21 protein-coding genes and 1 riboswitch are annotated in these 25,869 nt (G+C 51.0%); of the genes, 7 read left to right on the top strand and 14 right to left on the bottom strand.

The window, feature by feature from the left end; all coding sequences use genetic code 11:
- Positions 1-4: 4 nt before the first annotated feature.
- Positions 5-736, top strand: coding sequence for an MBL fold metallo-hydrolase (locus MKX74_RS05990; RefSeq protein ID WP_341177795.1), 732 nt, complete (start codon positions 5-7; stop codon positions 734-736).
- A 287-nt stretch (positions 737-1,023) separates the two neighbouring features.
- Here the strand turns inward: MKX74_RS05990 and MKX74_RS05985 are convergent, their stop codons facing one another.
- On the bottom strand, positions 1,024-2,226 hold the full coding sequence (locus MKX74_RS05985; RefSeq protein WP_341180522.1) for a PQQ-dependent sugar dehydrogenase: 1,203 nt from the start codon (positions 2,224-2,226) through the stop codon (positions 1,024-1,026).
- A 253-nt stretch (positions 2,227-2,479) separates the two neighbouring features.
- Here MKX74_RS05985 and MKX74_RS05980 point away from each other — a divergent pair, with 253 nt between their 5' ends.
- On the top strand, positions 2,480-3,568 hold the full coding sequence (locus tag MKX74_RS05980) for a M24 family metallopeptidase (protein WP_018886546.1): 1,089 nt from the start codon (positions 2,480-2,482) through the stop codon (positions 3,566-3,568).
- A 99-nt stretch (positions 3,569-3,667) separates the two neighbouring features.
- On the opposite strand, the gene MKX74_RS05975 is transcribed toward MKX74_RS05980, so the two are convergent.
- A complete protein-coding gene (locus MKX74_RS05975) occupies positions 3,668-5,065 on the bottom strand; it encodes an L-cystine transporter (RefSeq protein WP_028589599.1) in 1,398 nt (465 codons plus the stop codon).
- Between the two features lie 691 nt (positions 5,066-5,756).
- Between MKX74_RS05975 and MKX74_RS05970 the strand changes: the two genes are divergently transcribed.
- The gene (locus tag MKX74_RS05970) at positions 5,757-7,448 is read left to right on the top strand and encodes a methyl-accepting chemotaxis protein (RefSeq protein WP_341177794.1); all 1,692 of its coding nucleotides are present in this window, start codon (positions 5,757-5,759) and stop codon (positions 7,446-7,448) included.
- A gap of 153 nt (positions 7,449-7,601) precedes the next feature.
- On the opposite strand, the gene MKX74_RS05965 is transcribed toward MKX74_RS05970, so the two are convergent.
- From MKX74_RS05965 to cobD, 10 genes are all read right to left on the bottom strand, one after another.
- Complete coding sequence (locus MKX74_RS05965) at positions 7,602-9,284, bottom strand: cobyric acid synthase (RefSeq protein ID WP_341177793.1); 1,683 nt, start codon at positions 9,282-9,284, stop codon at positions 7,602-7,604.
- A gap of 71 nt (positions 9,285-9,355) precedes the next feature.
- Complete coding sequence (cobS, locus tag MKX74_RS05960; protein ID WP_018886550.1) at positions 9,356-10,207, bottom strand: adenosylcobinamide-GDP ribazoletransferase; 852 nt, start codon at positions 10,205-10,207, stop codon at positions 9,356-9,358.
- Positions 10,201-10,761 carry a bifunctional adenosylcobinamide kinase/adenosylcobinamide-phosphate guanylyltransferase gene (cobU, locus tag MKX74_RS05955; RefSeq protein WP_018886551.1) on the bottom strand — a complete coding sequence of 187 codons (561 nt, stop codon included), beginning with the start codon at positions 10,759-10,761 and terminating at the stop codon, positions 10,201-10,203. The genes cobS and cobU overlap by 7 nt, the downstream gene beginning before the upstream one ends.
- Complete coding sequence (gene cobT, locus MKX74_RS05950) at positions 10,758-11,831, bottom strand: nicotinate-nucleotide--dimethylbenzimidazole phosphoribosyltransferase (protein WP_341177792.1); 1,074 nt, start codon at positions 11,829-11,831, stop codon at positions 10,758-10,760. Before cobT ends, cobU begins: the two co-directional genes overlap by 4 nt.
- Before the next feature lie 258 nt (positions 11,832-12,089).
- The gene (locus tag MKX74_RS05945) at positions 12,090-12,914 is read right to left on the bottom strand and encodes an ABC transporter ATP-binding protein (RefSeq protein ID WP_341177791.1); all 825 of its coding nucleotides are present in this window, start codon (positions 12,912-12,914) and stop codon (positions 12,090-12,092) included.
- The gene (locus MKX74_RS05940; RefSeq protein WP_341177790.1) at positions 12,911-13,957 is read right to left on the bottom strand and encodes a FecCD family ABC transporter permease; all 1,047 of its coding nucleotides are present in this window, start codon (positions 13,955-13,957) and stop codon (positions 12,911-12,913) included. The genes MKX74_RS05945 and MKX74_RS05940 overlap by 4 nt, the downstream gene beginning before the upstream one ends.
- A complete protein-coding gene (locus MKX74_RS05935) occupies positions 13,954-14,943 on the bottom strand; it encodes an ABC transporter substrate-binding protein (RefSeq protein ID WP_154659190.1) in 990 nt (329 codons plus the stop codon). The genes MKX74_RS05940 and MKX74_RS05935 overlap by 4 nt, the downstream gene beginning before the upstream one ends.
- A gap of 153 nt (positions 14,944-15,096) precedes the next feature.
- A riboswitch (cobalamin riboswitch) is annotated at positions 15,097-15,297 on the bottom strand.
- Between the two features lie 103 nt (positions 15,298-15,400).
- Positions 15,401-16,075 (bottom strand): histidine phosphatase family protein, encoded by a 675-nt coding sequence (locus MKX74_RS05930; RefSeq protein ID WP_026281258.1) that lies wholly within the window; start codon positions 16,073-16,075, stop codon positions 15,401-15,403.
- Positions 16,076-16,232: 157 nt separating this feature from the next.
- Positions 16,233-17,195, bottom strand: a complete 963-nt coding sequence (cbiB, locus tag MKX74_RS05925; RefSeq protein ID WP_341177789.1) for an adenosylcobinamide-phosphate synthase CbiB — start codon at positions 17,193-17,195, stop codon at positions 16,233-16,235.
- A complete protein-coding gene (cobD, locus tag MKX74_RS05920; protein WP_018886559.1) occupies positions 17,185-18,288 on the bottom strand; it encodes a threonine-phosphate decarboxylase CobD in 1,104 nt (367 codons plus the stop codon). The genes cbiB and cobD overlap by 11 nt, the downstream gene beginning before the upstream one ends.
- A 352-nt stretch (positions 18,289-18,640) precedes the next feature.
- On the opposite strand from cobD, the gene MKX74_RS05915 reads away from it, so the two are divergent.
- The 3 genes from MKX74_RS05915 to MKX74_RS05905 all read left to right on the top strand — a co-directional run bounded on the left by MKX74_RS05915 (position 18,641) and on the right by MKX74_RS05905 (position 21,215).
- On the top strand, positions 18,641-19,642 hold the full coding sequence (locus MKX74_RS05915; protein WP_018886560.1) for a lipoate--protein ligase: 1,002 nt from the start codon (positions 18,641-18,643) through the stop codon (positions 19,640-19,642).
- Between the two features lie 141 nt (positions 19,643-19,783).
- The gene (locus MKX74_RS05910; RefSeq protein WP_018886561.1) at positions 19,784-20,584 is read left to right on the top strand and encodes a Cof-type HAD-IIB family hydrolase; all 801 of its coding nucleotides are present in this window, start codon (positions 19,784-19,786) and stop codon (positions 20,582-20,584) included.
- Between the two features lie 295 nt (positions 20,585-20,879).
- Positions 20,880-21,215, top strand: coding sequence for a DUF3139 domain-containing protein (locus MKX74_RS05905; protein ID WP_169445807.1), 336 nt, complete (start codon positions 20,880-20,882; stop codon positions 21,213-21,215).
- Between the two features lie 132 nt (positions 21,216-21,347).
- On the opposite strand, the gene MKX74_RS05900 is transcribed toward MKX74_RS05905, so the two are convergent.
- Positions 21,348-22,277 carry a DMT family transporter gene (locus tag MKX74_RS05900; protein ID WP_341177788.1) on the bottom strand — a complete coding sequence of 310 codons (930 nt, stop codon included), beginning with the start codon at positions 22,275-22,277 and terminating at the stop codon, positions 21,348-21,350.
- Between the two features lie 140 nt (positions 22,278-22,417).
- On the opposite strand from MKX74_RS05900, the gene MKX74_RS05895 reads away from it, so the two are divergent.
- Positions 22,418-23,884, top strand: coding sequence for an aminotransferase-like domain-containing protein (locus MKX74_RS05895; RefSeq protein WP_341177787.1), 1,467 nt, complete (start codon positions 22,418-22,420; stop codon positions 23,882-23,884).
- 101 nt (positions 23,885-23,985) lie between these two features.
- On the opposite strand, the gene MKX74_RS05890 is transcribed toward MKX74_RS05895, so the two are convergent.
- Positions 23,986-25,839 (bottom strand): BglG family transcription antiterminator, encoded by a 1,854-nt coding sequence (locus tag MKX74_RS05890; protein ID WP_341177786.1) that lies wholly within the window; start codon positions 25,837-25,839, stop codon positions 23,986-23,988.
- Positions 25,840-25,869: the final 30 nt, after the last annotated feature.

Below are 25,869 nucleotides of genomic sequence, written 5' to 3'. Positions count from 1 at the left end.
ATTCATGCCTAACAGCTCACATGTAACTGTACTTAATGTTCCTATGGAATCAACCTTTGGACCTTCGGTTATTCATCCTGTCCTGCTGAAGGATCAAGATGGTCTGACTCTGGTCGATACCGGCATGATCACCCAATGGGACCGCATAAAGGATGCCATTGCCGAGCAAGGCGAGGACTACAGGCAGATCAAGCGAGTGATCCTGACCCATCAGGATATTGATCATATCGGCAATGTACACAGCCTGTTGGACGAGCTCCCGGATACAGCATTATTGGCTCATGAAGACGAGATCCCTTATTTGACAGGCGATAAGCCTTTTATAAAAATGACCCCGGAACGTATCTCGCAGCTCCAAGGGATGATGCGGCAGGATGCGGACGCCCTTCTGGCTCGCTTACCGGATCTGCGATTCGTCAAGCTGCTCCAAGACGGTGATGTCCTTCCTTATGGGGGAGGCATCCAGATCCTTCATACCCCAGGACATACGCCTGGTCATATCAGTATCTATGTTCCTCGTGAAGGGCTGCTACTCGCTGCCGACGAGCTACGGGTGGTGGATGGAGAGCTTGTCGGCCCGATGGAGGTAGCCACACCGGATATGAAGCAGGCTATTCTAAGCCTTGATAAGCTTCTGGAGCTGGAGATCCGGCAGATTTTGTGTTACCACGGCGGACTTTACTCCGATGATGATACCGCTAACACACTTCGCTCATTACGGGAGTCACTACGATAACCTTCCTTGAGAGTAGCCAAAGCTGCATATCCCAAGCCTATTGCAATGAGAGGACATAAAGGAAGTGCAAGCATCGGACCTGCCAACTACCAAAAAGCTGTGCACCAGACATAAGGGATAATCCCATATGACTGGTACACAGCTTCTTTTGTTGACTGATAACATACAGCCAAACACGTTCGAACTGGATCAATAAGCGGTGAGTACGACCCTTTCCCTGCAGGACCTGAGGGTGAATATCCATCATGTGAACGAGTGCCTTGCTCCCCAGCTGGACGAACTATCTTCTAATTCCGTGGGACCAGGGCCAGCAGACGATCATCCTGGTCTGTAGGACTTCCACGGCCATCACGGTTGTTTGTCCAAATATAGATAGTACCGTCCTTACCCTCCATGACTCCGCGAATCCGGCCCCATTCCCCCTCAAAGCGCAGCTCTGCAGAAGGACTTGTACCAGCATCCGCTAACGTACTCCCTTCTTCCTGAGGTTCAATCAGGAGCAACCCTTCTCCTCGCAGACCTGCTACGACTAACTTGCCCTGCCAAGGTCCAGCTTGTATTAGCTCCATGCCCGAAGGCGCCCAGGTATCTTGGCCACTGTGAAGCAGTGGTGTACGAAGCTCCTCGCTACTCTCGTCACTGGCAGCCTCGTCTCCCTGGATTAGCGGCCATCCATAGTTGGCACCTGCTTCAATGACATTAATCTCATCATGGGCGGAGGCTCCATGCTCCGAGCTGTACAGCTGTCCAGACGTCAGGTCCCACGCCAGACCTTGGGAGTTGCGGTGACCCCAGCTATAGACTGGAGAATTCGCAACAGGATTGTCTTCAGGGATGGTGCCATCGAGCTTGATGCGAAGAATTTTACCTGCCAGACTCTCACGATCCTGAGCAAGCATAGCATCAGACTTGTCACCTGTCGTGACGTACAGCGTACCGTCTGGGCCGATCCGTAGTCGTCCACCATTGTGATTCGAGCTGCCAGGAATTTGATCTAGCAGCACTTTATCAATGGTGGCCTGATCCTCCTTGATATGAAGCCGCAACACCCGATTGAGTGTCTCCCCATTCTCCTCATAGGTATGATACACATATGCATAGCCATTAGTCATGAAATCCGGGTCCAGTGCGAGGCCTAACAATCCACCTTCTCCGCGACTAAGAAATGGCGCCGGCGCCTCCAGAAGTGGTTCATTCCTCACCGAACCATTCTCCAGCACTCGCAAGACACCCGGACGCTCCGTGAAGTACATTTTGCCATCCTCAGCCTGCACGAATTCCCAGGGTACATTCAGTCCCTCGGCAATAAGCCTGATTTCAAAATCATGTCCAGGAACGCCTGCTTCAATATTAGCTTCTTGTCCTTGAGCCTGCTCCTGTTGTGGTGCTCCTGACTGGAGCGGCGGTGCGGCTGGAGTATCGGCTGCTCCTGAAGAACAGCCCATCGCGAATAGCAACACAGAGCCACTGATCATGGCAGATAATCTCATATTAGACACGTTGGTTGTAGCCCCCTTTTGAACCTCATCAGCTTGTACAGGTTAAACACAGAATAAGCACAGATCACACAGCTTACATCGAGCATTACCCCGACTGCTCTGGCTCTAAACGTTCATTCATAGCATTATGTTCAGGCGCAGGATGCAGATGATCTCTGCTTGAATTATAATATAGAGCATGTAAGTTCAGCAGCCTACAACATTTATGCGTCAACTCTAGGCTGCAGGAAAGGGATGAATAGAAGTGAATAATAACAAGCTGGACAACCTTCACGCCCAGATGGTAGAGCATGGATGGCAAGGGATCCTGATTACCGATCCGAAGCACGTATACTATCTGACTGGCTTCGCCAGTGAACCCCATGAGAGATTTCTTGGATTGCTCCTGCTGCAAGGAGAGGAGCCTGCACTTATCGTTCCTGCACTGGATGAAGAGGCCGCAAGACAAGCTTCAAGCGTGTCCCGAATTCTGAGTCACACAGATACTAGTGATCCATACGTACTGCTGCAGCAATTGACCGGCACAGCGATGGAGACGCTCGCGATCGAGAAGGAGCATGTCTCTGTCTCCCGCTTTGAGCTCATGAGACAAGCCATTGGAGCGAAGCAATATGCTGACGTGGGTCCAGTTCTGCGTGATATGCGGGTACGCAAATCGCCTGAGGAAATCCAGCGGCTGAAGCATGCTATCCAGCTTGTAGAGGATGTCCTTCGTCATGGACTGACCCATGTGAAGGAAGGTGTTACAGAGGTTGAACTCGTAGCTGAGCTGGAATACCACATGAAGAAGATCGGTGCTGACGGCCCCTCCTTCGATACCATGGTTTTGTTCGGCACCAACACAGGACTGCCCCATGGTGTACCGGGAACCCGCAAGCTACAGCACGGTGATCTGCTCATGTTCGATCTTGGTGTCTACGCGAACGGCTATGCATCAGACATTACACGGACCTTCGCCTTCGGACATATCGCGCCAGAGGCAGAAGCCGTCTATAATGCAGTGCTACAGGCCAATCTCGCAGGTATTCAGGCCGCTCGGCCAGGTGTAACCTGTGCATCGGTTGACCAAGCAGCTCGCTCCGTCATTGAGAGCGCAGGGTATGGCTCTGCCTTTAACCACCGCCTCGGTCATGGTCTCGGCATGGGCATTCATGAATACCCGTCCGTCCACGGAGCGAATACAGATCTATTGCTGGAAGGCATGGTGTTCACGGTAGAGCCCGGCATTTACATACCTCAGCTTGGCGGCGTAAGAATAGAGGATGACGTATACGTCACGGCATCTGGCGTTGAGGTTCTAACCTCCTTCCCTAAGGAACTGACTGTACTGTAACACCAACAAGCCCGCGCAGGCTGACATCGGCTCACAATGCCTGTGTCACCCGCGCGGGCTCGTGTTCATTTTCAGCTATACCAGCCATTCAGGCTAGATTTAGGATTGAACTGCCGCATCCAGATCACTACCGCGGTCATTGAACACATCCTGATCGTTCTCCTTCATGATCTTGCTGGAGATCAAGCCAGAGGTCATGGAATCATTCACATTCAGAGCTGTACGCCCCATATCAATGAGTGGCTCTACAGAGATCAGAAGTCCAGCGAGAGCTACAGGCAGGTTCATGGTAGACAGTACAATCAGCGATGCAAAGGTCGCTCCCCCTCCGACTCCAGCCACTCCGAAGGAGCTAATGACAACCACCAGAATCAGTGTGAGAATGAAATCCCAGCTCGTAGGATCAATGCCCACAGTTGGCGCAATCATGACAGCCAGCATGGCAGGGTAGATTCCTGCACAACCGTTCTGTCCAATCGTGGCTCCGAATGATGCAGACAGATTCGCAATACCGTCAGATACGCCGAGCTTCTTCGTCTGCGTCTCGACATTCAGAGGAATCGTAGCCGCACTGGATCTGGACGTGAAGGCGAAGACAAGCGTCGGCATCACTTTTCTCAAGTAGGTCAGTGGGTTAAAGCCGAACAGCCCGATCAGAACCAAATGAATAATGAACATCACGATCAGTGCCACATAAGACGCAATGACGAATTTCCCCAGCTTGAGAATCTCTTCTGCGTTGGTCGTAGAAGCAACCTTCGTCATCAGGGCAAGCACCCCATAAGGCGTTAGTCGCAGTACTAATGTCACAATCCGCATCACGACAGCGTACACGGCCGTAATCATGTCACGGAAGGTCTTGGCTTGCTCCGGCTTCTTCCGGTCCAGTCCAAGCACCGCAATTCCAATGAAGGCCGAGAAAATGACGACCGCCAGCGTGGAAGTACTCCGTGCTCCAGTCATATCAGCGAATGGATTCGAAGGAATGAAGCTCAATACCTGCTGCGGGATCGTCAGGTCCTGCACCTCTCCTACACGCTCCTCCAGAGCTGCTCCTCTAGCTTGCTCTGCCTCGCCACTGCTAATCTCAATCGCTGTCAGATTGAAGGACAGGCTCGTTACAATACTTACTGAAGCTGCAATGGCTGTTGTAATCAGCAGGATGGCAATGATCGAAAAGCTCATTTTGCCGACGTTTTGCTTACCCTTCAGATTCATAATGGCCGATATAATCGAGACCATAATGAGTGGAATAACAATCATCTGCAGCAGCTTCACATATCCGTTACCTACAAGATTGAACCAGTCTACAGATTTCGTGATGACCTCCGAGCCCGCCCCGTACACCACCTGAAGAATAGCACCATACACAATCCCGAGACCCAGACCAATAAAGACTCGCTTCGTGAATGATAGATGCTTCTTCTGTGTCCAGAACAAGAGGCCCAGTAAGCCCAACATAATTACGATATTAAGAATAAGCCATAATGTATCCATTCAAGATCCTCCCGATTCTATTGAAATTGAAGCAAACTACTTACATCCTGCTTTTTAAACGAGTGTGCCAGCTTTTAAACGCCAACCTAATCTGGAAGTATGTATACGCTTCTGCTTCGATATTCCATCCCCTACATGCTGAACTACTATACCATAAAACCAATTAAACAGGTAGGCTTATTTATTAAAAAATCATTTTCGTCTTCGCAGAGATGAATGATACCTACAACTCAAGCGGGTTTTCGTCCATAATCACATGTATTCTCATGAATAAAAAATATTCTTCTCAGCGTAATTACATAATATATAACATATCCGCGTTAGCTTATATGAATGATGTATAATTTTTATTCGAAAGTGGGTATTTTTTACTATTCAACCACGGGTTAATTTTGTAGAATAGTTCTTAAGCTGCTTTTTAGGGACTGTCATGATACAAACATCGCTTTTCTCCCCTTTCTTCTTGGAATAATTTCAGGTCCTCGACATGAAGATCTTACCTTATTTTTTTGAGCCCATTACATAAGGGAAACGATAATGTATTATGGCAATTCCCTGTTCGGAACTGCCAAGGACAAGCCATACAGAGAATACGCGGGCACCTCACAAGGTGCAGCGACCTTCGGAGTAACAGCCTGTACGGGGCTTCAGAGAGAAGAGAGCTTATACTTATTGAAAGGGGAATTTTTGCATGCATCGAATTTCGCGCTCGATATCAGCCAAATTGAGGCTCCTACTCCTGGTAATCCTCTTGGCTACTTCGGTACTATTCAGTCTCAGCTTTTATTTTGTGTCGATGAACATCATCAATACCCACGTGATTCCACAATACGATCAGGCATTGATGCTTGGAGCACAGGATGTCTACAAGAATATGAACACTACACAAGCGATGCAAACCAAGCAGGGTGGAGATAGCGGTCGGATGGCAGCAGAGACTTACCTGCAGCAGGAAGTCAACAAACTGAATCTGCAAACTGCATTTCTCTTGGATGCCACTGAAGAGCAGGTGGTTATTCTGGCTCGCAATCCCGACTCTACCTATCAAGTAGGAGATAGCTTCGTAGCACCAGCAGGGATTAACCTCCTGGCCCAAAGCAGCGAGCCGCAGATGAGTGACATTTACTCAGATCAGCACGGAATTCACAAGTCGATTTTCCTCGGCCTTCCTGGTAGCTCTCTCGTATTGGGCGTAAGTGTTGATTATACAGCTATCACCAGTCAGATTAGTCAGATTCTATGGATCTGTGTTGGAATAACACTATCCACACTTATCGTTGGCTGGCTGGTATCTACCTGGGTCATTGGCAGACTGACACGGCCACTGGCAGATTTGGCCAAGCTTAGTGAACAGATTGCTCTCGGTGACCTTACACATGATATTCGCGTGAAGGGTGAGGATGAGATCGCTCAGCTGGCCAAAAGCTTCCACTCCATGACCCAGAATCTGAAGCAAATGATTCGACAGGTTCTTACGGCATCCAGCTCTGTAGTAACAGGTTCCAACACCCTCTTCGAGCGAGTGGACTCCATGAATGGTCTCGTCAAAGAATCCACAGTGGCAGCAGACGAAGTATTCAATGGCAGCAGCAGTATTGCTACTGCCGCCTCAGAGAATGCTCGCGCCATGGAAGAGATCACTCAAGGTATTCAGCATATTGCCGAGTCCGCTGGTCATGTATCCGAACAGATCAGCAAGGCAACTGAAGAGGCAGTCAACGGAAATGAACTCGCTCAGAACGCCATGAACCAGATGATCCATGTGAGCCAAGCCACGGAGGAATCGACTCAATTCGTCCGTACGCTGAAGGAGCGCTCCGAAGCTGTCGGACAGGTCGTATCGTCGATTTTCGAGATTACTCAGCAGATTCAGATGCTCTCTCTTAACGCCTCCATTGAGGCAGCACGTGCCGGGGAGCACGGACGTGGATTCGCGGTTGTAGCTGGTGAAGTACGCAAGCTCGCCGAGCAATCCAAGACGGCTATGGAAGAAATCAATGACTATCTGAACTCCGTCAAGGAGGATTCCGAGCGTTCCGTCGATTCCATGATCAAGGTCCGCGAAGAGGTGCAATCCGGTAGCCAGGTCGTGCAGCAGGCTGGAACGGCATTTGGAGAACTGCTAGAACTCATCAAGAATATCAATTCGACGATTCAGTCCGTCTCTGCAGCAGCACAGCAGGTGTCCGCTGGATCAGAAGAGGTCAGTGCTTCGGTCGAAGAGACAGCGCAGATTACAGGGAAGTCTCAGCAAATGGTCATGAATATCCGCGAGACCGCCGAAAATCAGCTTGAGCACATGGAGAGCCATTCTACTACGGTCGGAGAGCTTCATGAGCAAGCCAAGGCGCTGCAAGAGGCTGTTCGCAAATTCAAAATATAGATACTGGGTCTAAAATAAACAGACTCCAGTCACCTTTTATGTAGCTGCTCCTCATGAGCATTTACGATGGTGATGCTGGAGTCTGTTTTATGTTGAACGTTGCTGCTGGATTGAACGAATATTATGATACCAACAAGTCTTACCAGACAGTCCTTAGCTGGTTGTCTCGATCTCTATCCCGTGTTGAGCCTGCAGCAGCTGATAGATGCGATCCATATCCAAATGCTCCCGCACAACAGCCGCTACACGGTCGAACTCTTGATTCTTGACCTCTCTGGCCGAGAAGGTCGTCATACGTGGCTGCAAGCCCTTCTGCTCCCGGATCTGGTCCAGCCAAACCCGGCGTAGCCGATCATTATCAAATATACCGTGCAGGTAAGTCCCCCATACACGGCCATCCGTTGTGCCGCAGCCTTCCTCTATCTCTGTTCCGTCTTCTCGCAGCAGGCGAAACAGCGCTCGTACAGATTCAGAAGCCGAGTATTCCGTCTTCCCCATATGAATTTCATAGCCATCAATCTCCATCCTGTGTGGAGTAGCCTCTTCCAAATCTTGATTCTCCCTACTACCAGCTGGCTTGTGCTTGGCTCCTTCAACGAAATCCGCTGCACCTGGTGCAGAATACGCCGCCATGCGAATAGGACAATCCTGTAGCGGGACACCCTGTACTCTCACCGTCCGCTTCTCCTTCATAAAGGTGGTCGTCAACGGAAGCAGTCCTAGTCCCTGCTCTACCCTTGCCTCCTGATGCTCTACTGCATCCGGGTCAACAAGGAAATCTCCCAGCATCTGATATCCGCCGCAGACGCCGACAAGCTGGCAGCTGCCCTCACTCCATACCTGACGGATCGCCTGATCCAGACCACTGGCCTTAAGCATTTGTAGATCTCCGATCGTATCCTTGGTCCCTGGCAAGATCATGATGTCTGGCGAACCCAGCTGATTCAGCTCGGTCACATATCGCACACTGACATCCTCTTCAGCCGCTAGCGCATCCAGATCTGTAAAATTCGAAATACGCGGATAACGAATTACTGCAATGTCGATATCCTTCCCCTTCAAGAATTGACGCGGCAAAGAATCCAGTACGACAGAATCCTCCGCTTCAATCCGCAGATCCTTTACGTAAGGCAACACACCGAGCACAGGCAGCCCTGTACGTTCCTCCAGCCAATCTAGCCCTGGCTGCAGCAAAGAAATATCTCCCCTGAATTTATTGATGATGAATCCCTTCACCCGTTCTCGTTCGTGCGGCTCCAGCAGCTCCATCGTGCCTACAATCGAAGCGAATACCCCACCACGGTCAATATCCGAAATGAGCAGCACCGGGGCATCCGCCCAGCCAGCCAGATTCATATTTACTATATCCCGCTGCTTCAGATTGATCTCCGCTGGGCTACCCGCCCCCTCCATCACCACAACATCATGCTGTCCACGAAGACGATCCAGCGCCTCCATTACCATCCCCTTGGCCTCAGGCAGGAAATGATTCCGATAATCGGCAGCACTCATATTAGCAAATGGGGCACCATGGACTACAATCTGGGAATGCATATCTCTCATGGGCTTGATCAGGATCGGATTCATATCCGTTGTAGCCATGATTCCACATGCTTCGGCCTGAACGCCCTGAGCGCGTCCAATCTCCTTACCATCTGGCGTTACGTAGGAATTCAAGGCCATATTCTGAGATTTGAATGGAGCTGTTCGATAACCATCCTGAGTGAAAATCCGGCATAATGCCGTCGTAATAATACTCTTCCCCACATCCGAGGCTGTCCCCTGAAGCATCAGGACCGCAGCCTTCTTTCCAGAACCCATTTGATCAGATGCCATCCTGACTCCTCCTTTCATGCCTGCATTCCGGGTGAACCCTTCAACGTCACAGCCATACGCCAATCCATACGTCAATAGATACCGTACAGCGCGATCAGGAATAACAGCAAAGCCGTTTCTAGCAGTTCATTCAGTGCCCCGTATATATCCCCGGTCAACCCTCCAAGACGACGATGGATATGCGCGGCAACTCCATGTCCGATCCCCCATGCCACTAATGGAAGCAGTACAGAACACAGCACATAATAGCCTGTATGAGGATAACCGATCGGCTCGAACGCCGCTAAATAATAATTGGAATTGTAAAGACTCAGTTCTCCTGCAACCAGCAAAAGGGTGATTCCACCAGCCCACAGCGTGCAGCGAATGAGCTCAGCGGTCCCCAAATCCTTGAAGAGCACAGCCAGACCTTCATCCCCACGTGCCGTCGGCCAGTGATGAATGGCCCTCACCATGAACCAACGGCTCCAGACCATGGGCAGCAGCACTAGAGCTATTATGGGACCTTCGGTAAGTACGGTATAGATCAAGGACAGCTTCAGCAGCAGTAGCAGTACACAAGCCAGCACGCCCATGGCACCGACCCGGCTATCCTTCATAATCTCAAGCATCCGTTCCCGTGTACGATAGCTTAGCAGTGCATCGGCCGCATCCATCCAGCCATCCAGATGCAAGCCGCCGGTTAGCCATACCCATACTATCAAGGTTAGTACCGCAGCAGGAAATGCCGGAAGCACCAAGGAGAAGACGATAGCGCTGAACCATACGACAACGGCGATCGCGAGGCCCACAAGAGGATAGTAGATTGTGCTCTGTCTCAGCACCTTGGGAGTGAAGTCCACTTCCTTCTTCACCGGCAAGCGGGATAGGAACTGGAATGCGGCAGCAACAGCCTCCAAATGCCCTCTGCCTCTGCTTACCATTTGTACTCCAGCCGCTTCAGCTCAACAGGGATGCCAGCCGTCACGAGGAATACTTCATCACAGACAGCAGCCATCCGCTGATTCATGACACCACTCAGGTCCCGGTACAGCCTGCCCAGCTTATATTCGGGAACGATGCCGTTACCTACCTCATTTGTTACCAGAATCAGCGGCCCCGAATATGATCGGACGGCTTCTTCCAGCGCTGTAATTCCTGCTCGTGCCGTCTGCTCGGCCATCTCTTCATTAGCTAGTACCAGATTGGACAGCCATAGCGTAAGACAATCCACCAGTAGTGCTGGTGGTGGTGATTCATCTGAGCTGTGCCCATTATGATGCAGTAGCTCAGGTAACTGCAATGGCTCCTCTATTGTCTTCCAAGCAAAGCTTGTCTGCTCCCGCTGACGGCGATGCTCAGCAATTCGAAGCTCCATCTCGACATCGAAGGCCTGTGCAGTAGCCACATAAGTGGCTTCCTTCGCACGGCTCATGCACAAACGCTCAGCAAAGCTGCTCTTCCCGCTTCTGGCTCCACCAGTCACCAGCGACTTCATGAAGAAGCCACCTCTTTTCCCGAGACGCCCGCACTGGAGAACGTCGCCATCTCCCGCATGATGCAGGCGGCAGAATCGATCAGGTGCAGAGCCAGAACTCCTCCTGTCCCTTCGCCTAGTCGCATATCCAGCTGGAGCAAGGGCTCCAGAGCAAGCTCCTTCATCACTGCAGCGTGCCCCTGCTCATGGGAACAATGTGAAGCCAGCAGATAGTACGCGCTCTGGGGTTCAAGACTACGGGCAGCTAGCGCAGCAGCACTGGAAATGAATCCATCCAGCACGACTGGACAGCGACGGGAGGCTGCGCCGAGGATCACGCCCGTCAGTCCCGCAATTTCTAGCCCCCCAACCTTCGACAGTACATCGAGTCCGTCTGTCTGATCCGGCTGATTGACTTTCAGTGCTCTTCTGACTACATCCATCTTCCGTTCCAAGCCTGCATCATCAATACCTGTACCTCTACCGACCAGTTGTGACGGATCTTGCCCTGTGAGCGCGCTCGCTACCGCAGCACTGGCAGTCGTGTTCCCGATACCCAGCTCCCCGGTAACCAGGAGCCGATGACCACGCTCCACTGCATCAATCGCTACAGACGCTCCGGCCAGAATAGCCTGTATTGCTTCATCTCGGGTCATCGCAGGGCCTTGGGCCATATTCGCTGTCCCCTTACGGATCTTGCGGCTAATTAATGATGGATGCTCCACGTCCGCATTAACCCCTACATCGACACAGATGACTTCTGCGGTAGCCTGTCTAGCCAACACATTCACAGCAGCCCCACCCTCTAGCATGTTGTACAGCATTTGTGGGGTTACTTCAGCTGGAAATGCACTCACGCCCTCGGCACATACACCATGATCTCCAGCCATGACAATAACTGCACGCTGCGTGAACTCTGGCTGTATCTTCCCTGTAATTCCAGCAAGTCGAATGGCAAGGGTCTCCAGCTTCCCAAGACTACCAGGCGGCTTCGTGAGTTGATCCAGGTGAGCCGAAGCTGCGCTCTCGGCCTCCTGATCAGCAATATTGTGTCTAATGGTATGTAAGAGCTGCTGTAATTCTTCATTCATAGCCTGCTATCCCCTTCGCAAATGTTGTTACTGAGCAGATCAAATAGGAGTGTAGAGCCGCTGCAAGCGGGGAGCCCTGTCGACCCTTGTTAAGCTTGCTGTTCTAATGAACGAAATGGAAAAGCTGATGAACAGCAAGCTTAAAGATGGACACTTCGTTTCTCTAGGGCTTCCCCGCTCTCCGCTTACCACGCTCTCTTCAGATCATTCAAACCCACAATCGTATTCGGTCAAGGTGCTAGTACTCTCCTTGAGTCTCTATCTATGTGATCTTCTACGCAGCAGCAGCTGCGGCGCACCATGATCGGGATGCTCAATGACCAGTGAATCAATATCATACACCTTACGAAGCGTGTCCTCCGTCAGCAGCTCCGACGGTGTACCACATATACCAGCTTGGCCCTCCTGCAGGATCAGCATGCGGTCACAGAACTGTGCTGCCAGATTCAGATCATGCAGCACTGCAACGATGGTGATCCCCGTTTCCTGCCGCCACTCAGACAGCAGCTCCATGAACTGAAGCTGATATCTGATATCTAGATACGTGGTCGGCTCATCCAGCAGCAGAATCTGCGGCTCCTGGGCCATCACCTTCGCCAGTGCCACTCGCTGCCGCTGACCGCCACTGAGCTGATCCAGTCTGCGCTCTGCCAATGGCAGCAGCTCCAGCTTCTCCAGCACCTGCTCCGTGATCTGACGCGTATCACCATCATGGTCCCTACCTAGCCAATCCTGATGAGGAAAACGCCCCATGTCCACGACATCCCGCACGGTATAGCCCATCGGAGGAAGCCCCTCCTGCTGGAGTACAGCAATGATTCTGGATAGCTCCTTGCGACGATATTCCGACACAAGGCGTCCCATAATCCGTACTTCACCCTTCCCAGGCTGCTCGACCCCGGACAAGAGCTGAATTAATGTAGACTTGCCACTGCCATTCGGACCGATGACGCCCCACCATTCTCCCAGTGCTGCGGACCAGTTCAATCCCGTGATGGCAGACACCTCTCCATATTTCTTATGCAGTTGCAGCACATCCACCGCGGGACTCTTTACACCAGAGCTTACAGTAGTCTTGCTCATATCCAGCCCCCTTCTCCCCGTCGCTTGCTGCGATAAAGCAAAAAGGCGAAGAACGGTGCACCGACAAAGGCAGTCACCACGCCCAAAGGAATCTCCACAGGAGCCAGTAACGAGCGGGCTGCCGTATCTGCCCAGACCATAAAGATCGCACCACCCAAGGCGGAAAGGGGAATAATGAGACGATAATCAGGACCTGTAATGAGTCGGATCATATGTGGAACGACGAGACCCACGAACCCGATCACGCCACAAATGGAAACGGCAGCAGCCGTTAATAACGTAGCTACGATCAGGACCCACAGCTTCGTGCGGTCTACCTTCACACCTACATGAGCGGCCTGACGCTCCCCGAGAGCCAGAATGTTCAGCACCCGAGCGCGATTCCACAGAAACAGGATGCCGACTAGCACATAGGGGAGTAGCAGGAATACATAAGGCCAGCCCTTCAGACTGAGACTTCCCATGGTCCAGAATAGAATCTCATTGACCGTCTCCTTGGACATAGCTGTTAGAAATGATACAACCGCACCCAGAAAGGACTGCATGACCACCCCGGACAAGATCAGGCTATTCGTGGGAATCCGCCTACCTTCCCGAGCCAGCGTAATGACGGCCCATAGGGTCGTAACTCCTGTAACAAAAGCGATCATCGGCAATGTCCATAGACCGAAGAAGGCATACTGCAATCCCCAATAAATCAGTACCGCTGCCCCAACAGCCGCCCCCGAGGACACCCCTAGGGTAAAAGGGTCCGCCAGCGGATTGCGTAGCACTCCCTGAAAAGCGGCTCCTGCCAGCGACAAGGCTGCACCAGCTAGCATACCCAGCAATACGCGGGGCAAGCGCACCTGCACAATAATCTGCTCAGCGGAAGCCTCCCAATAAGGCGTAATACTTTCCTTCAGCCAGGGAAGCTGATGCCCCAGAATGCCTGCAATATGAGAGATGGGTAGATGCACTGAGCCAATCCCCAGGCAGACGAGCAACGTCAAAAGGAGCAGCGCGCCACCAAGCGCTCCATAGCCTGCTAGTGAACGGATCATTTGAAGATTTCAGGATAGATTGCTTTGGCAACCTCCTTGAGTCCTTCCGTGACACGCGGGCCTGGACGGCTGATCAGATTATCCTCCAGTCCGAATACGCGGTTGTTGCGGATCGCATTAATCTTCGACCAACCCTGTCTCCCCTTGATGATCTGCTCCAGCGTCTCTCCAGTCTTCGAATCCACTACATTACTGCCGTATAGAATAACATCTGGATTCGCAGCAATCACCTTCTCTTCACTGATCGGATTCCAGCCCGTCATGTCTGATGCTATATTCATACCGCCAGCCAGCGTAATCATTTCATCCATGAATTCGCCCTTACCGACCGTCCAGCCTGGCGAGAACTCGACATACACCTTCAGCCGCTGGTCTTCTCCGATATTTTTGACGCCTTCCTTCACCGCAGCAATATCCGCCTTCATTTGATCCGTCACGGCTTGAGCTGCTACCTGACGATCTGCAATCTGTCCATAGAGCGTAATATTAGCCATCACATCGTCGAAGGTCTTGGGATCTGTCTTGAAAATCTGGATGCCAAGCGATCTTAGCTTGTTGGTAGCTTCTTCGCTTAATGAGATACCCGCAAATACTATATCCGGTTGAGCGGCAATGATAGATTCTTCATTCGGCTTTGTAATGCCACCCATTTTGGGCTTGTCCAGCGCTGCCTGCGGGTAATCATCGTAATCTGACACCCCAACGATCTCTTCATCCAGTCCAATAGCAAAGAGTGCCTCCGTCTCCGCCGGGGAGACAGATACGATTCGCTCCGGTGCTTTCTCGAAGGTGAATTCATGCCCTGTCGCATCCTTGACAGTAAGCGGATATTCCGTAGGACCGGCCTCCACCGCCTGTTGCTGCTCCTGCTCTGCACCTTGCTGCGTCGTCCCCTGATTCGCTCCGTTGCCACATGCTGCAAGCCCCAGTACGAGTAGTAAGGACAGCAGCCCCGTCATCCATATCTTCATTGTTCTCGTCATTATGATCTCTCTCCTGTCTTCTTTAATAAAATGGAAAACAAAAAACCGGACCTCTCACGAGGACCGGGTCGTTATAGTGTTCATTCCAGTGTATACGGCATGATCCTGCTGTATGGAACATCACTAAATACACGCCGTCCTTTCCTCGAAGGATCGTGGTACCAAGCAGAGTAGGCAGGTCTCCTGACTTGCTGGGTGCAGCATCCCGGCAGCCTTCCCGTCATCTTCCGCTGACAGTGGCATATTGCCGACATCCCCTAGCATACAGTGGCGGGACCGTGCCGGAATTGCACCGGCTTCCCTTTTCACAGCCTGCACTACATCTGCCACAGGCTGACCTAATCCGCTGAGATTATTGTAACATGGACAGCTTCCCTTGCACTTACTTAGTGATTATAGGCCAAATAAGATAGGCTTACAACCGCCAGCTACTGGTACAAGTGAACAAAAAACAACTTCCTTATTCCAGCTCTACAGGTCCAAGGTAGCTTCCGATGATGCCATCTGCTGTAAACGTAAGCTCTAGTCGGACAACCCCTCCCGGCTCCACCTGTACATCCCAGAAGTCTAACCCGGCAACGGTCATGGCAGCCAACTGACGAATAACTCCGCCATGGGTAACAGCCAGAACGGACAAAGGAGTCAAAGATGGCAAAGTGACTAAGAGAGTCGAGCCCTGCATATCCATCTGATCCACAGATGGGACCTGACCGCACAACAGCCGCAATGTATCCACAAAAGAGAGCATCCGGGCTTCCATGCTACTCCAGCTCTCACCCTGTGGTGGCGTGAATCGACGTGGATCATCAATCCAGGCTCGATATAGCGGGATCTCCTTAAGCGTAGCATAGGTCTCTCCCTCCCACGCGCCGAAATGCAGCTCACGCAGCCTTTCATCACGAATCGTCTTGGGCAGCAGCGCTGGAGCAGCACACTCCAGCGTCTCCAGACATCGCCGGAGATCACTGCTGTAGATACGGTCAAAGCTCTGCGCGGAGAGCCAACAGCCCAATGAACGAAGCGAATCATGTGCTTCTGCCAATAGCGGCTCGTCCGTGTGTCCTAGATAGCGTTTCTCCCGGTTCCACTGTGTAGCTCCGTGGCGAACCAGCGTTAGCTCCACTTTGTCGCGCATCGCTCGATCTCCTTTCCCATCCAAGGTGAATGGTGTAATATCCACATTCAATGATCTTGATTCATGGACCTCATAATCCGACACTGCTGAACGAAATGGATAACAAACCTCCAGATCAGCCTTTATTCATAAGTTATCCTGAGCTACACTAATTGACTTATGCGATGAGAAGCCAGATGACTGTAACAGCTAGACACAAGCCAACAAATAGATTACAGACTACGAACATAAGTCTTACTGTTCGGCGTATATGCTCAGCCTGCAGCTGCTCAAGTGGCTGTCCCATGTAAGCACGGAATGAACGGACACCATGGTATACATTATATCCACCAAGCCGAATGCCCAGCGCACCTGCCACAGCCGCTTCCGGGTAGCCACTATTCGGGCTGGGATGCTGACGAGCATCCTGCCGCACCGCCTGAATACTACCACTGACGCTGTTGCCATTCAGCCATGCTGCGATGAAGAGCAACAACGCAGTCAGACGTGCAGGAATATAATTGGCTACATCATCCAGACGAGCTGAAGCCCAGCCCAGATCCTTATACTTCTCGTTCTTATACCCAACCATGGAATCAAGCGTATTCACCGCGCGATAAGCCATCGCGAGCGGTACTCCACCAAGCAATGCGTAGAAGAGCGGTGAGATAATCGCGTCCACGATATTTTCAGCAACCGTCTCGACCGCACCCCGTGTAATCTCCGGCTCGTCCAGCTCGTTGGTATCCCGCCCAACAATCATGCCCAGCTCCTGTCTGGCTGCGGGCAGGTTCCCCTGCACCAGCTGCTGATATACCGCCATGCCAGCATCCTTGAGTCCTTTGGAGGCTATAGTTGTCGCTAATAGTATAATCTCAGCCCCGATAGCAAGCCACGGATGAAGTATGGCGAGCCCCGCAATAAGAAGCCAGGTTATTCCATAGGCTCCACCTGCAATGCAGAGGGGCAAGATCAGGCCAGCCCGTTTAAGCGCCTGAGGTGACTGCCATCTGCCCCGAATTCCTTTTTCCAGTAGAGTGATGCCCTTGCCCATTCCGATCACCGGATGTGGAATCCAGCGTGGATCACCGATGAGGCGGTCCAGCACATACGCTGCCGCAATAATGACACTAACGACCACTTCGTCGTTCCCCCTCCAGCACAGCTTCCATGACGGATAGCAGCACCTGATTAGCTTCCTGATCCTTGACCGCAATGCGAAAATGGCTGTCTGTCAAGCCGGGATACATAGCACAGCTGCGAATCAGTACACCACGACGTCCCAGAGCATCCTGAAGCTCTACCGCCTTCCACATTCCTGGTGCCCGAACAAGCAAATAATTAGTCTGACTCGCCGTCACTCCACAGCCCAGCTCGGATAGACCGCTTAGCAGACGTTGTCTTTCCTGAACAATCAGCTTCAGCGTCTGATCTTCGTAAGCTTGTCCACTGTTCAGACAGGCTTCGCCAGCCAGTAGGGCGAGTCCGTTCACACTCCAGGTCACCTGCTGGTCCGTCATGCGACGGATGACGTCAGGTGCAGCTAGCGCATAGCCCAGTCGCAGACCCGGAATGGCATAAAATTTCGTCATGGAGCGGATCAGGATCACACGTGAATAGCGTTCGAGGTCCGGCAGTAGTGTGATGCGTTCAGTTGCTGGAATGAAATCCATAAATGCCTCATCCAGCACCAGGTAAGTCCCTGAACGCTCAGCAGCCGCGGCAACAGCGAGCAGCTCTTCTTTCCCATATTGCACCCCGTTCGGATTGTTCGGCTGCCCCATGAACAGGAGATCCACCTCCGAGATCAAGCGCTCGATATCTTCCACATCCGCTCTCCATTGAAGAGAAGCCTTACCATATACACGGCTGAGGCTTGCCCCGAACTTGAGCGACAGCTCAGCATACTCCGAGAAGCAGGGCTCGACCAATCCGACCCGTTGTGGTCTTAATCCAAGCAGAATGAGTGCCATGCTCTCAGCTGCGCCATTGCCGATACTGATTCGTTCTGGAGAGACGCGTAGCCTTCGGCTTAGCAGACTCTTCAGAGAACGGTGTCCTGGATCTGGATACCTGATGACAGACTGTAACCCGTTCATCAAAGCCTCCTTGACCTCATCGGGTGGTCCGAGTGGATTAATGTTGGCACTGAAATCAAGAAAATCCGCCGCAGGCAAGCCGTACAGCCCGGCGGCCGTCTCCCTGTCTCCCCCATGTCCGTATATTTCAATCATACCGATTCATCCTTTCTGGGCGAACATGCCCAGTAGCTGGTTCCCATTATGGGGCCGTCCTTCCTGCTCCGTCAATTCAAAATCAGATCAGGCGGTGCAGAGAGCGTCTGTGAATGTTATAATTTTGATAGAATCGACAAAATACGTTCGACTTCGATGCGCATAATGAGGAATTTCAGTATACGAACTGACTCGGTTAGCAGAGCTGTCTTGCACATCCTAGGGACATTTCACCTTTTGTGCCATGCATTTCGCGCTACATACTTCGTGTGCCTTCTTCATGAAAACTTGAGAGCCTCTTGCTGAACGTATGCATTATGCCAGACAATATTGCTTAGACGGAGGAATGAACATGCTGTTCATCGACAATCAGGGCATTACCGACCCTGCGATTAATTTGGCAATCGAGGAGTACGCCCTCAAGCATTTACCGTTGGATGATAGTTACTTGCTGTTCTACATTAATAAGCCTTCCATTATTATCGGGAAGCATCAGAATACGGTGGAAGAGATCAACGCCGAGTATGTTAAGGACAATAATATTCAGGTTGTTCGTCGCCTGTCTGGTGGCGGTGCGGTGTATCATGATCTTGGCAACCTTAATTTCAGCTTCATTACCAAGGACGACGGACAGTCATTCCATAATTTCCGTAAATTCACCCAACCGGTAGTCGATGCGCTTCACGACATGGGCGTACCTGCGGAATTGACCGGACGGAATGATCTACAGGTAGGCGAACGCAAAATCTCTGGGAATGCCCAGTTCTCTACACGCGGCCGGATGTTCAGTCACGGCACACTGATGTTCAATCTGAATCTGGATGATGTACAAGCTTCGCTGAACGTCAATCCTGAGAAATTCAAGTCCAAGAGCACTAAGTCTGTACGCAGCCGTGTAGCCAATATTGCGGATCTGATGGACAAGCCGATGACGATTGAGGAATTCCGGGCGGAGCTGCTTCGCCATATCTTTGGCATGGAGGCCGAGCAGGTACCTCAGTATCAGCTGACCGAGCAGGACTGGAACAAGATTCATGAGATTTCCAAGGAACGCTATCAGTCCTGGGACTGGAACTATGGTCTGTCACCAGCAAGTAACATCAAGCATGTCAAGAAGTTCCCGGTCGGTCTCATTGACATTCGTATGGATCTGAAGGATGCTCACATCGAGGAGATCAAGATCTATGGTGACTTCTTCGGTGTAGGTGATGTTGCGGACATTGAGGACGCTCTGCGTGGCCAGCGCTATGAGGAATCGGCTGTGAGAGAAGCCTTGTCCTCCTTGGATCTCAAGCATTATTTCGGTAATCTGGAGACAGATGACTTCATCGGATTGGTGCTGCTTGAGGACTAGTGCCTTGACCAGATCAAATGCAGCATAGACCAGTTGCAAGCGAGGAGCCCTGTCGAACATAGTTAGGCTTGCTGAATTATGCCAGACAAACAGGGTAAGTAACCCTAGAGAGAATTTACAGAGAGAATAGGAGCGAGAACCATGTACAAATTGATGGCTATTGATATTGATGACACGCTGATTAACGATGATAAGGAAGTAACCCCTGCTGTCCAGCAGGCGCTGGAGGCTGCAATCGCCAAGGATGTTATTGTGACGCTGGCTACAGGCCGCGCTTATTCATCGGCACAGGCTATTGCCCGCCAGACAGGTCTGAACGTACCGATCATTACTTTCCAAGGAGCTCTAATCAAAAATCTGCTTGATGAGCAGGTACTCTATGAGCGTTATCTCCCAATCGTAGCAGCTCGCAAGCTGTACGAGTTCTGTCTGGAGCGTAATCTTCACCTGCAGACCTACATCGGTGACAAGCTCTATTCACGTGAAGAGAATCAGAAGCTCATTGATTACTGCGCTCTGAACAAGACACCTTATTATATTGAGCCGGTATTCAGCAAAATGGTCGAGCAGCCTACACACAAGATGCTCGTCATTGATGAGCCTGAGGTGCTGGATGAAATCGCTCCGATTCTGCGCGAGATGCTGGGTAACGAGGTGCATATTACGAAGTCCAAGCCGCACTTCCTGGAGTTCATGCATCATGAAGGTACCAAGGGCCATGCCTTGTCATTCCTTGCGGACCATTATAAATGCGATCTGTCCGAGACCATTGCAATTGGGGATTCCTGGAATGACCATGAAATGCTGGAATGTGCAGGCCTTGGAGTAGCCATGGGCAACGCAATTCCTGCATTGAAGGAGCTTGCCGACTACGTAACCTTGAGCAACAATGAGGATGGCGTCAAGCATGTCATCGACAAGTTTATTTTGAACGTCAACTAAGTAAACTGCCATTGTATCGACTTTTTGGGGTTGGTACACCACAACAGCCCTGATTCCCATGAAGCTATTCGCGGATCAGGGCTGTCTATAGTCTATAGCCTTTAATCTATAGAACCTTGGTCTTATCCTATGTGAGGGTGTAAGTTATGGCCTCCCTCTGTCCGTTACTATCCACTAACGCCTAGACTCCCCAGTTCTTTCAGCTTGATCTCATATCTGGTCTGGTCACGTCACTGATGCTTAATTGAGCCAGACAGCCTCACCGAATTCTTAACCTGAACGGAGGAATATCCAATTGCGTACCCGGAGAGCTCCATTGTATATTTTGCTGTCTCTACTCGTTGTTGTCCTGAGCGCACTTGCATACCGCCAATACTACATTAGCAATCGTGATACCGAAGTCGAAAGGTATTTACTGCAGACCCAAGGATACCAGCAATCCGATATCCAGCGCATCGACACCAGCATCGGAAAAGCTCCTGTCGTTAGCACCGAGGTCATTTTCACGGATGAGCCAGAGGCAAGGTACTTCTACAAAAAAGAAAACGGGAGCATCCGCCAATATAGCAGCGCCCCCGTCCATGACGTGAATGCCCACGTCAACTACAAACATCTGGATAACCCTCAATAGGAGGCTGTGGAGGCTGTGGGCTGTAGAGGCTGAATGTCGGAGGTTTCCGATACGAAGCCCTATTTCTTTTTTCATAGGGTTATCCTGCCGTATCGTTCCCTCCACTTCGCTATCCTCCATATGACTATCCTGTCACGACATCTGCTTTGGAATAGGAGCCGTACGTCCCATCCGTGCTCTGATCCAGCGCATGACGCCTTCATTCATTGTCAGCAATCCAGACACAATTAGCACCACACCAGCCCATGTCATCCAGGTTACATGCTCACCGTAGAACACCACTCCCAGCCCTACAGCAATTGGCGGTGAAATATACAACCATGTTGCTGGAAATAAAGGATTGGTACGTGCTACCAACCAATAGAACAGGCTGTGCCCGACCATAGAGCCAATCACCGTCAAATACACCAGTGACCAGACTGCAGGCGATACAGTAATGACCGTGTAGTCCCAAGCCTCAGTGAAGCATGACAATATCCCCAGAAGCAGCCCACCGTACATCATCTGCACCGCATTCAGCGCAACAGGGTGAGATTCCTGGAACTGAACAATGACTCGTTTGGAATACAGCGCTCCAGCGGCATAGCACAGCTCACCCACCAGAATGACAATACATCCCCACATCCAAAGCCCGCCTCCTGCAATAGACAGACCCGGCAGCATTACCAGCACAACACCGGCGAAGCCCGTTACACATCCTGCAAGCATACGGACCGACATCGGCTGCCGTAGCAGCAATGTCTGGATCATCATAATCATCAAAGGACCTGTAGCCGACAGGATCGCCCCAATGCCTGAGCTGACATACTGTTCTGCCCAATATAATGCCGCGAAAGTGCCAAAGGTAAGCCCTAAGCCCGTCAGGAGCATCTCCTTGCGAAGCAGCAGCGACCACTGCACCTTCCCCCTCAGCTTCATCCAGGTATACATTAGTATCCCGGCCACCAAAAATCGCAAGCCTGCGGACAGAAATGGCGGTAGCCCTGCTTCCACACCAATCTTAATAGCCAAGAACGTCGTGCCGAATACTAGACACATCACAATATAACCTACTGCAATCATCAGAGCCCCTCCTTCATCTGTCATTCATCATACAGCAGCCACCATAGAACAGAATGAATATGACAGAACAGATTGTGATGATTTCGAGAGGATTTGCGGTACAATAGAACACAACATCATCCAAGGTCGGGAGGCACCATATGAAAAATGGTCAGTTGCAGCATAATGGTCAGGTAGAGCAGATTCGGCCCCCATCCAGACTTGAGCCGAGCCATCGCCTGAAGCTGTATGAGCAGGTAATTGAATATTTACGGGTGCGAATGGATAGCGGTGAATGGAAGGCGGATCAGAAGCTCCCTTCTGTGCGCAGCTTGGCCGAGGAGCTAGGAGTTCACCGCCTTACGGTGTTCAAAGCGTATCAGGTGCTGAAAGAGGAAGGCAGCATCTATGTCAGAGACAAGTCTGGCTACTATGTCGGAGGTAAAGAGCCCACGGCTCCATCTGATCTGGCGGACGATCCCGCTATCTCGGTCTGGCGTCACTGGGATTCACTCCCGCGCATTCATTCATTGCAGGCGACCTACCAATTCTCTCAGTCGCTGATTGATCCGACTCTCTTACCGAACCATTACTGGAATGTACTGTTACGCTCTCTGACAGAACAGTATCCACGCTTGCTTGGCAGCTACTCCACCCTGGCTGGTGACGCCGAGCTACGTGAGGCACTCGCGATGCAACTAACGGAGAAGGAGCATCTCTATCTCACTGGCGATGAGATTCTCATTACTTCAGGAGCCCAGCAGGCTATTGATCTGACCGCGCGGGCACTCGTTCGACCTGGAGACCGGGTTCTGCTAGAGCGGCCCTGCTATGGTCCAGCTATGGAAATTTTCCGCAAACAGGGCGCACAACTGACCTTCCTCGATATCCATCCCTATGGATATGATCTGGAGGAGCTCGAACGGATATTACGAGTTGAGAAGCCAAGGGTGTTTTATCTGACGCCGACGTTTCATAATCCCACGGGATTTACAGTTCCGACGGAGCAGCGCAAGCTGCTACCCGAGCTGGCCGAAAAATACGGCTGCTATCTGGTGGAGGATGACAGCACCTATGATATTTATTTCAAAAAACATCCCCCGGCCCCCGTCTTCGCTTACGATACCTCCGGGAGAGCCTTATATATTCGCAGCTACAGCAAGTATGTAGCTCCAGGTCTGCGCATAGCGATTCTAATCTGCCGACCTGACTTAATGCCGTTACTGCATGCGGTAAAAGCGCTGGCGGATAATGGATCGCCGCTGCTCAACCAGAAGCTCTTCCTCCAATACGTACAATCCCCACGCATGGAGCAGCACTTGTCCAAGCTCCGCACAGCCCTGCAAATGCGCAAGGATGTCATGGAAGCATGCCTGCGGGAAAGCACATGGACATGGACCAGCCCGCATGGTGGACTGAATCTGTGGGTAGAATTGCCGCCTGGAGTCGATACCGCTCACCTTCTATACCAATGTATGGAGGCATCTGTCTCCTTCGTCCCAGGGAAGGTGTTCGACTCATCACCCTACAAGCACCATGGCTGGATACGTCTATCTTACTCTTACGTAAATGAGTCGCAGATTCGGCTAGGCATCGACAAGCTGCTGGAGATTGCACAGAGGCTGTGAGGAGAAGACATGATAACAGACGCGCGAATTTAAAATAGCATTGCGTAACAAAGGCACTGCAGCGATAGACTCACTGACAGTGCCTTATGAACTTGCCATGATTACTCGGAGCTTGTTCCTTCCATAAGGATACGCTTGAATTCCTCGAATGTCTCAGATTCGCACAATCGTAGCATTAATGAAGAGTCGTGCACGATTTCCTGTATGAACAGTAACAGATCCCGAGCTTCATTACTCTTGGCCTGAGCAATAACGAAGACGATCTTGACTGGTAAGCCCGACCAGTCGATGCGCTTGTTAAGAATCCCTACACCTACTTTGGTGACGACCGAGCACAGTTCAATCGGGTGAACCAGAGCAATCCAGTTGCCAAAAGCAGTACTCGCCAGATTCTCACGAATCAAACACAGCTCCTCGAAATTAGGTGGAACAATTCCTGTCTTGTCCATTCGGCTACACAACTGACCGATAGCCTCCTGCTTCACTCCCGCATCCAAAGCCCCGTAGAATAGATCCTCTGAGAAATAACGATCAATCAGCCGCTCTTTGTCCTTCCTCCGTTGATAGACAACCAGCTTCTTGCGGTCCTCTGCTGTAAAAAAGGGACTAATAATCTCAACAGGATAGCTCCCTACCTGAATAGGTACGGTGGAGAATACAATATCAGGCTCAAATTTCAGAATCTCTTCTTTATTAAAAAGCGAAAATGTCCTGACATAATGCGCATTCGGAAAGGAATGCTGAATTTTGAACTTTAATAGCTCAGAAGTGCCTTTCCCCGTGGTACACACGATCGCGATCCGATCAAAGGTCTTCCTGGACAGCTTCACATCCCGCTCCAGTGCCAAGCCAATATGCATAGTGAGGTAGGCAATATCGTCTTCTGTTAATGCTTTATTGTAGATCTTCGTAATTTCATCCGCGCACAGCATACCCAGATTGAAGGCAAACGCGAATTGCTGCTTAATCTCCTGCAGGATCGGATTTTTATAATGAACATCATTCTTGAGTCTGCTGATCAACGGCTCCAGATGAAATTGTAGACTCGTTCGTAGATGTGCGTCCTCCCATAAGGATACATCATAGATCTCTTCGATCTTCTGGAGAAAAGAATCAATAATCATGTGTACCTTGACTCTGACTTCATCCAGATCCTGCTGCTGGATAGACGCCACCTGCCCGATAATACAGGATACCAGGTAACCCTTTTCGATACCGGGTAATGTTCCTCTCAGCTCTTGTTCCAGGCGATTCCAGATATGATCGGTCAACTGCAGATTGGGATTAATGTCATAGCTGTCGTGTGTGTCCAGGTTGATGACGTGTCCGTTCGTACAGCGCTCCAGCATAATCTGGATATGATAGATCAGATGCTGCAGGATCAGATCCGAGCAAGGGATGTCAAATCGACGGAACTCCTCTACCACGATCGACTCTACAACTGCATATTCCTGATGCTGGATGTACTGCTCCACTTTCAATATGGATGCAATAGCCAGCCTGAAACCAAGCTCCTCACCTTTCAGCTTCATGCCATAATGAGGCTTGGACTTCAACGTTAATCCAAAGGGTTGGATCAACTGCTTGATGTCTCCCAAAATACCGTTCAGCTTGCTCTTACTAATGTAGAGCTGCTCACAGATATAGTCCATCGTGACGTATTCGTGTAAATCAACCATATGCCGAAATACTTCAATGACCGAGGCCTCCTCCACAGATACGGATTCCTCGAGCAGCAGCTTGACAGTAGATCTATCACGAACCACTAGATGGTAGCCTTTGCCCCGCTCCAGTACAATTTCACCCTGCCCGTCAAGGAATCCTTCGTTTAGACTGCGGATCATGCCTCGTAACGTCTTATCGCTGATTTCCAAGCTGAGCAATAGCTGCTTGATAGATATAGGTTGCTCTTGAATCAATAGCTGCCTAAGGAGATTAGCTTCTTTGCTTGTCAAGTTCAACGCAATCACCTTTATCTCTATATT

The organism is Paenibacillus sp. FSL K6-1230, from assembly GCF_038002385.1.
GTDB classification, from domain to species: domain Bacteria; phylum Bacillota; class Bacilli; order Paenibacillales; family Paenibacillaceae; genus Paenibacillus; species Paenibacillus massiliensis.
This window is presented reverse-complemented; position numbering and strand designations above follow the sequence as displayed.

What these genes read in the sequence shown, in the direction of transcription:
- MKX74_RS05990 (WP_341177795.1), top strand. Translation starts at nt 5, where the DNA reads ATGCCTAACAGCTCACATGTAACTGTACTTAATGTTCCTATGGAATCA.
- MKX74_RS05985 (WP_341180522.1), bottom strand. Translation starts at nt 2,226, where the DNA reads ATGAGATTATCTGCCATGATCAGTGGCTCTGTGTTGCTATTCGCGATG.
- MKX74_RS05975 (WP_028589599.1), bottom strand. Translation starts at nt 5,065, where the DNA reads ATGGATACATTATGGCTTATTCTTAATATCGTAATTATGTTGGGCTTA.
- MKX74_RS05970 (WP_341177794.1), top strand. Translation starts at nt 5,757, where the DNA reads ATGCATCGAATTTCGCGCTCGATATCAGCCAAATTGAGGCTCCTACTC.
- MKX74_RS05965 (WP_341177793.1), bottom strand. Translation starts at nt 9,284, where the DNA reads ATGGCATCTGATCAAATGGGTTCTGGAAAGAAGGCTGCGGTCCTGATG.
- cobS (WP_018886550.1), bottom strand. Translation starts at nt 10,207, where the DNA reads ATGGTAAGCAGAGGCAGAGGGCATTTGGAGGCTGTTGCTGCCGCATTC.
- cobU (WP_018886551.1), bottom strand. Translation starts at nt 10,761, where the DNA reads ATGAAGTCGCTGGTGACTGGTGGAGCCAGAAGCGGGAAGAGCAGCTTT.
- cobT (WP_341177792.1), bottom strand. Translation starts at nt 11,831, where the DNA reads ATGAATGAAGAATTACAGCAGCTCTTACATACCATTAGACACAATATT.
- MKX74_RS05945 (WP_341177791.1), bottom strand. Translation starts at nt 12,914, where the DNA reads ATGAGCAAGACTACTGTAAGCTCTGGTGTAAAGAGTCCCGCGGTGGAT.
- MKX74_RS05940 (WP_341177790.1), bottom strand. Translation starts at nt 13,957, where the DNA reads ATGATCCGTTCACTAGCAGGCTATGGAGCGCTTGGTGGCGCGCTGCTC.
- MKX74_RS05930 (WP_026281258.1), bottom strand. Translation starts at nt 16,075, where the DNA reads ATGCGCGACAAAGTGGAGCTAACGCTGGTTCGCCACGGAGCTACACAG.
- cobD (WP_018886559.1), bottom strand. Translation starts at nt 18,288, where the DNA reads ATGATTGAAATATACGGACATGGGGGAGACAGGGAGACGGCCGCCGGG.
- MKX74_RS05915 (WP_018886560.1), top strand. Translation starts at nt 18,641, where the DNA reads ATGCTGTTCATCGACAATCAGGGCATTACCGACCCTGCGATTAATTTG.
- MKX74_RS05910 (WP_018886561.1), top strand. Translation starts at nt 19,784, where the DNA reads ATGTACAAATTGATGGCTATTGATATTGATGACACGCTGATTAACGAT.
- MKX74_RS05900 (WP_341177788.1), bottom strand. Translation starts at nt 22,277, where the DNA reads ATGATTGCAGTAGGTTATATTGTGATGTGTCTAGTATTCGGCACGACG.
- MKX74_RS05895 (WP_341177787.1), top strand. Translation starts at nt 22,418, where the DNA reads ATGAAAAATGGTCAGTTGCAGCATAATGGTCAGGTAGAGCAGATTCGG.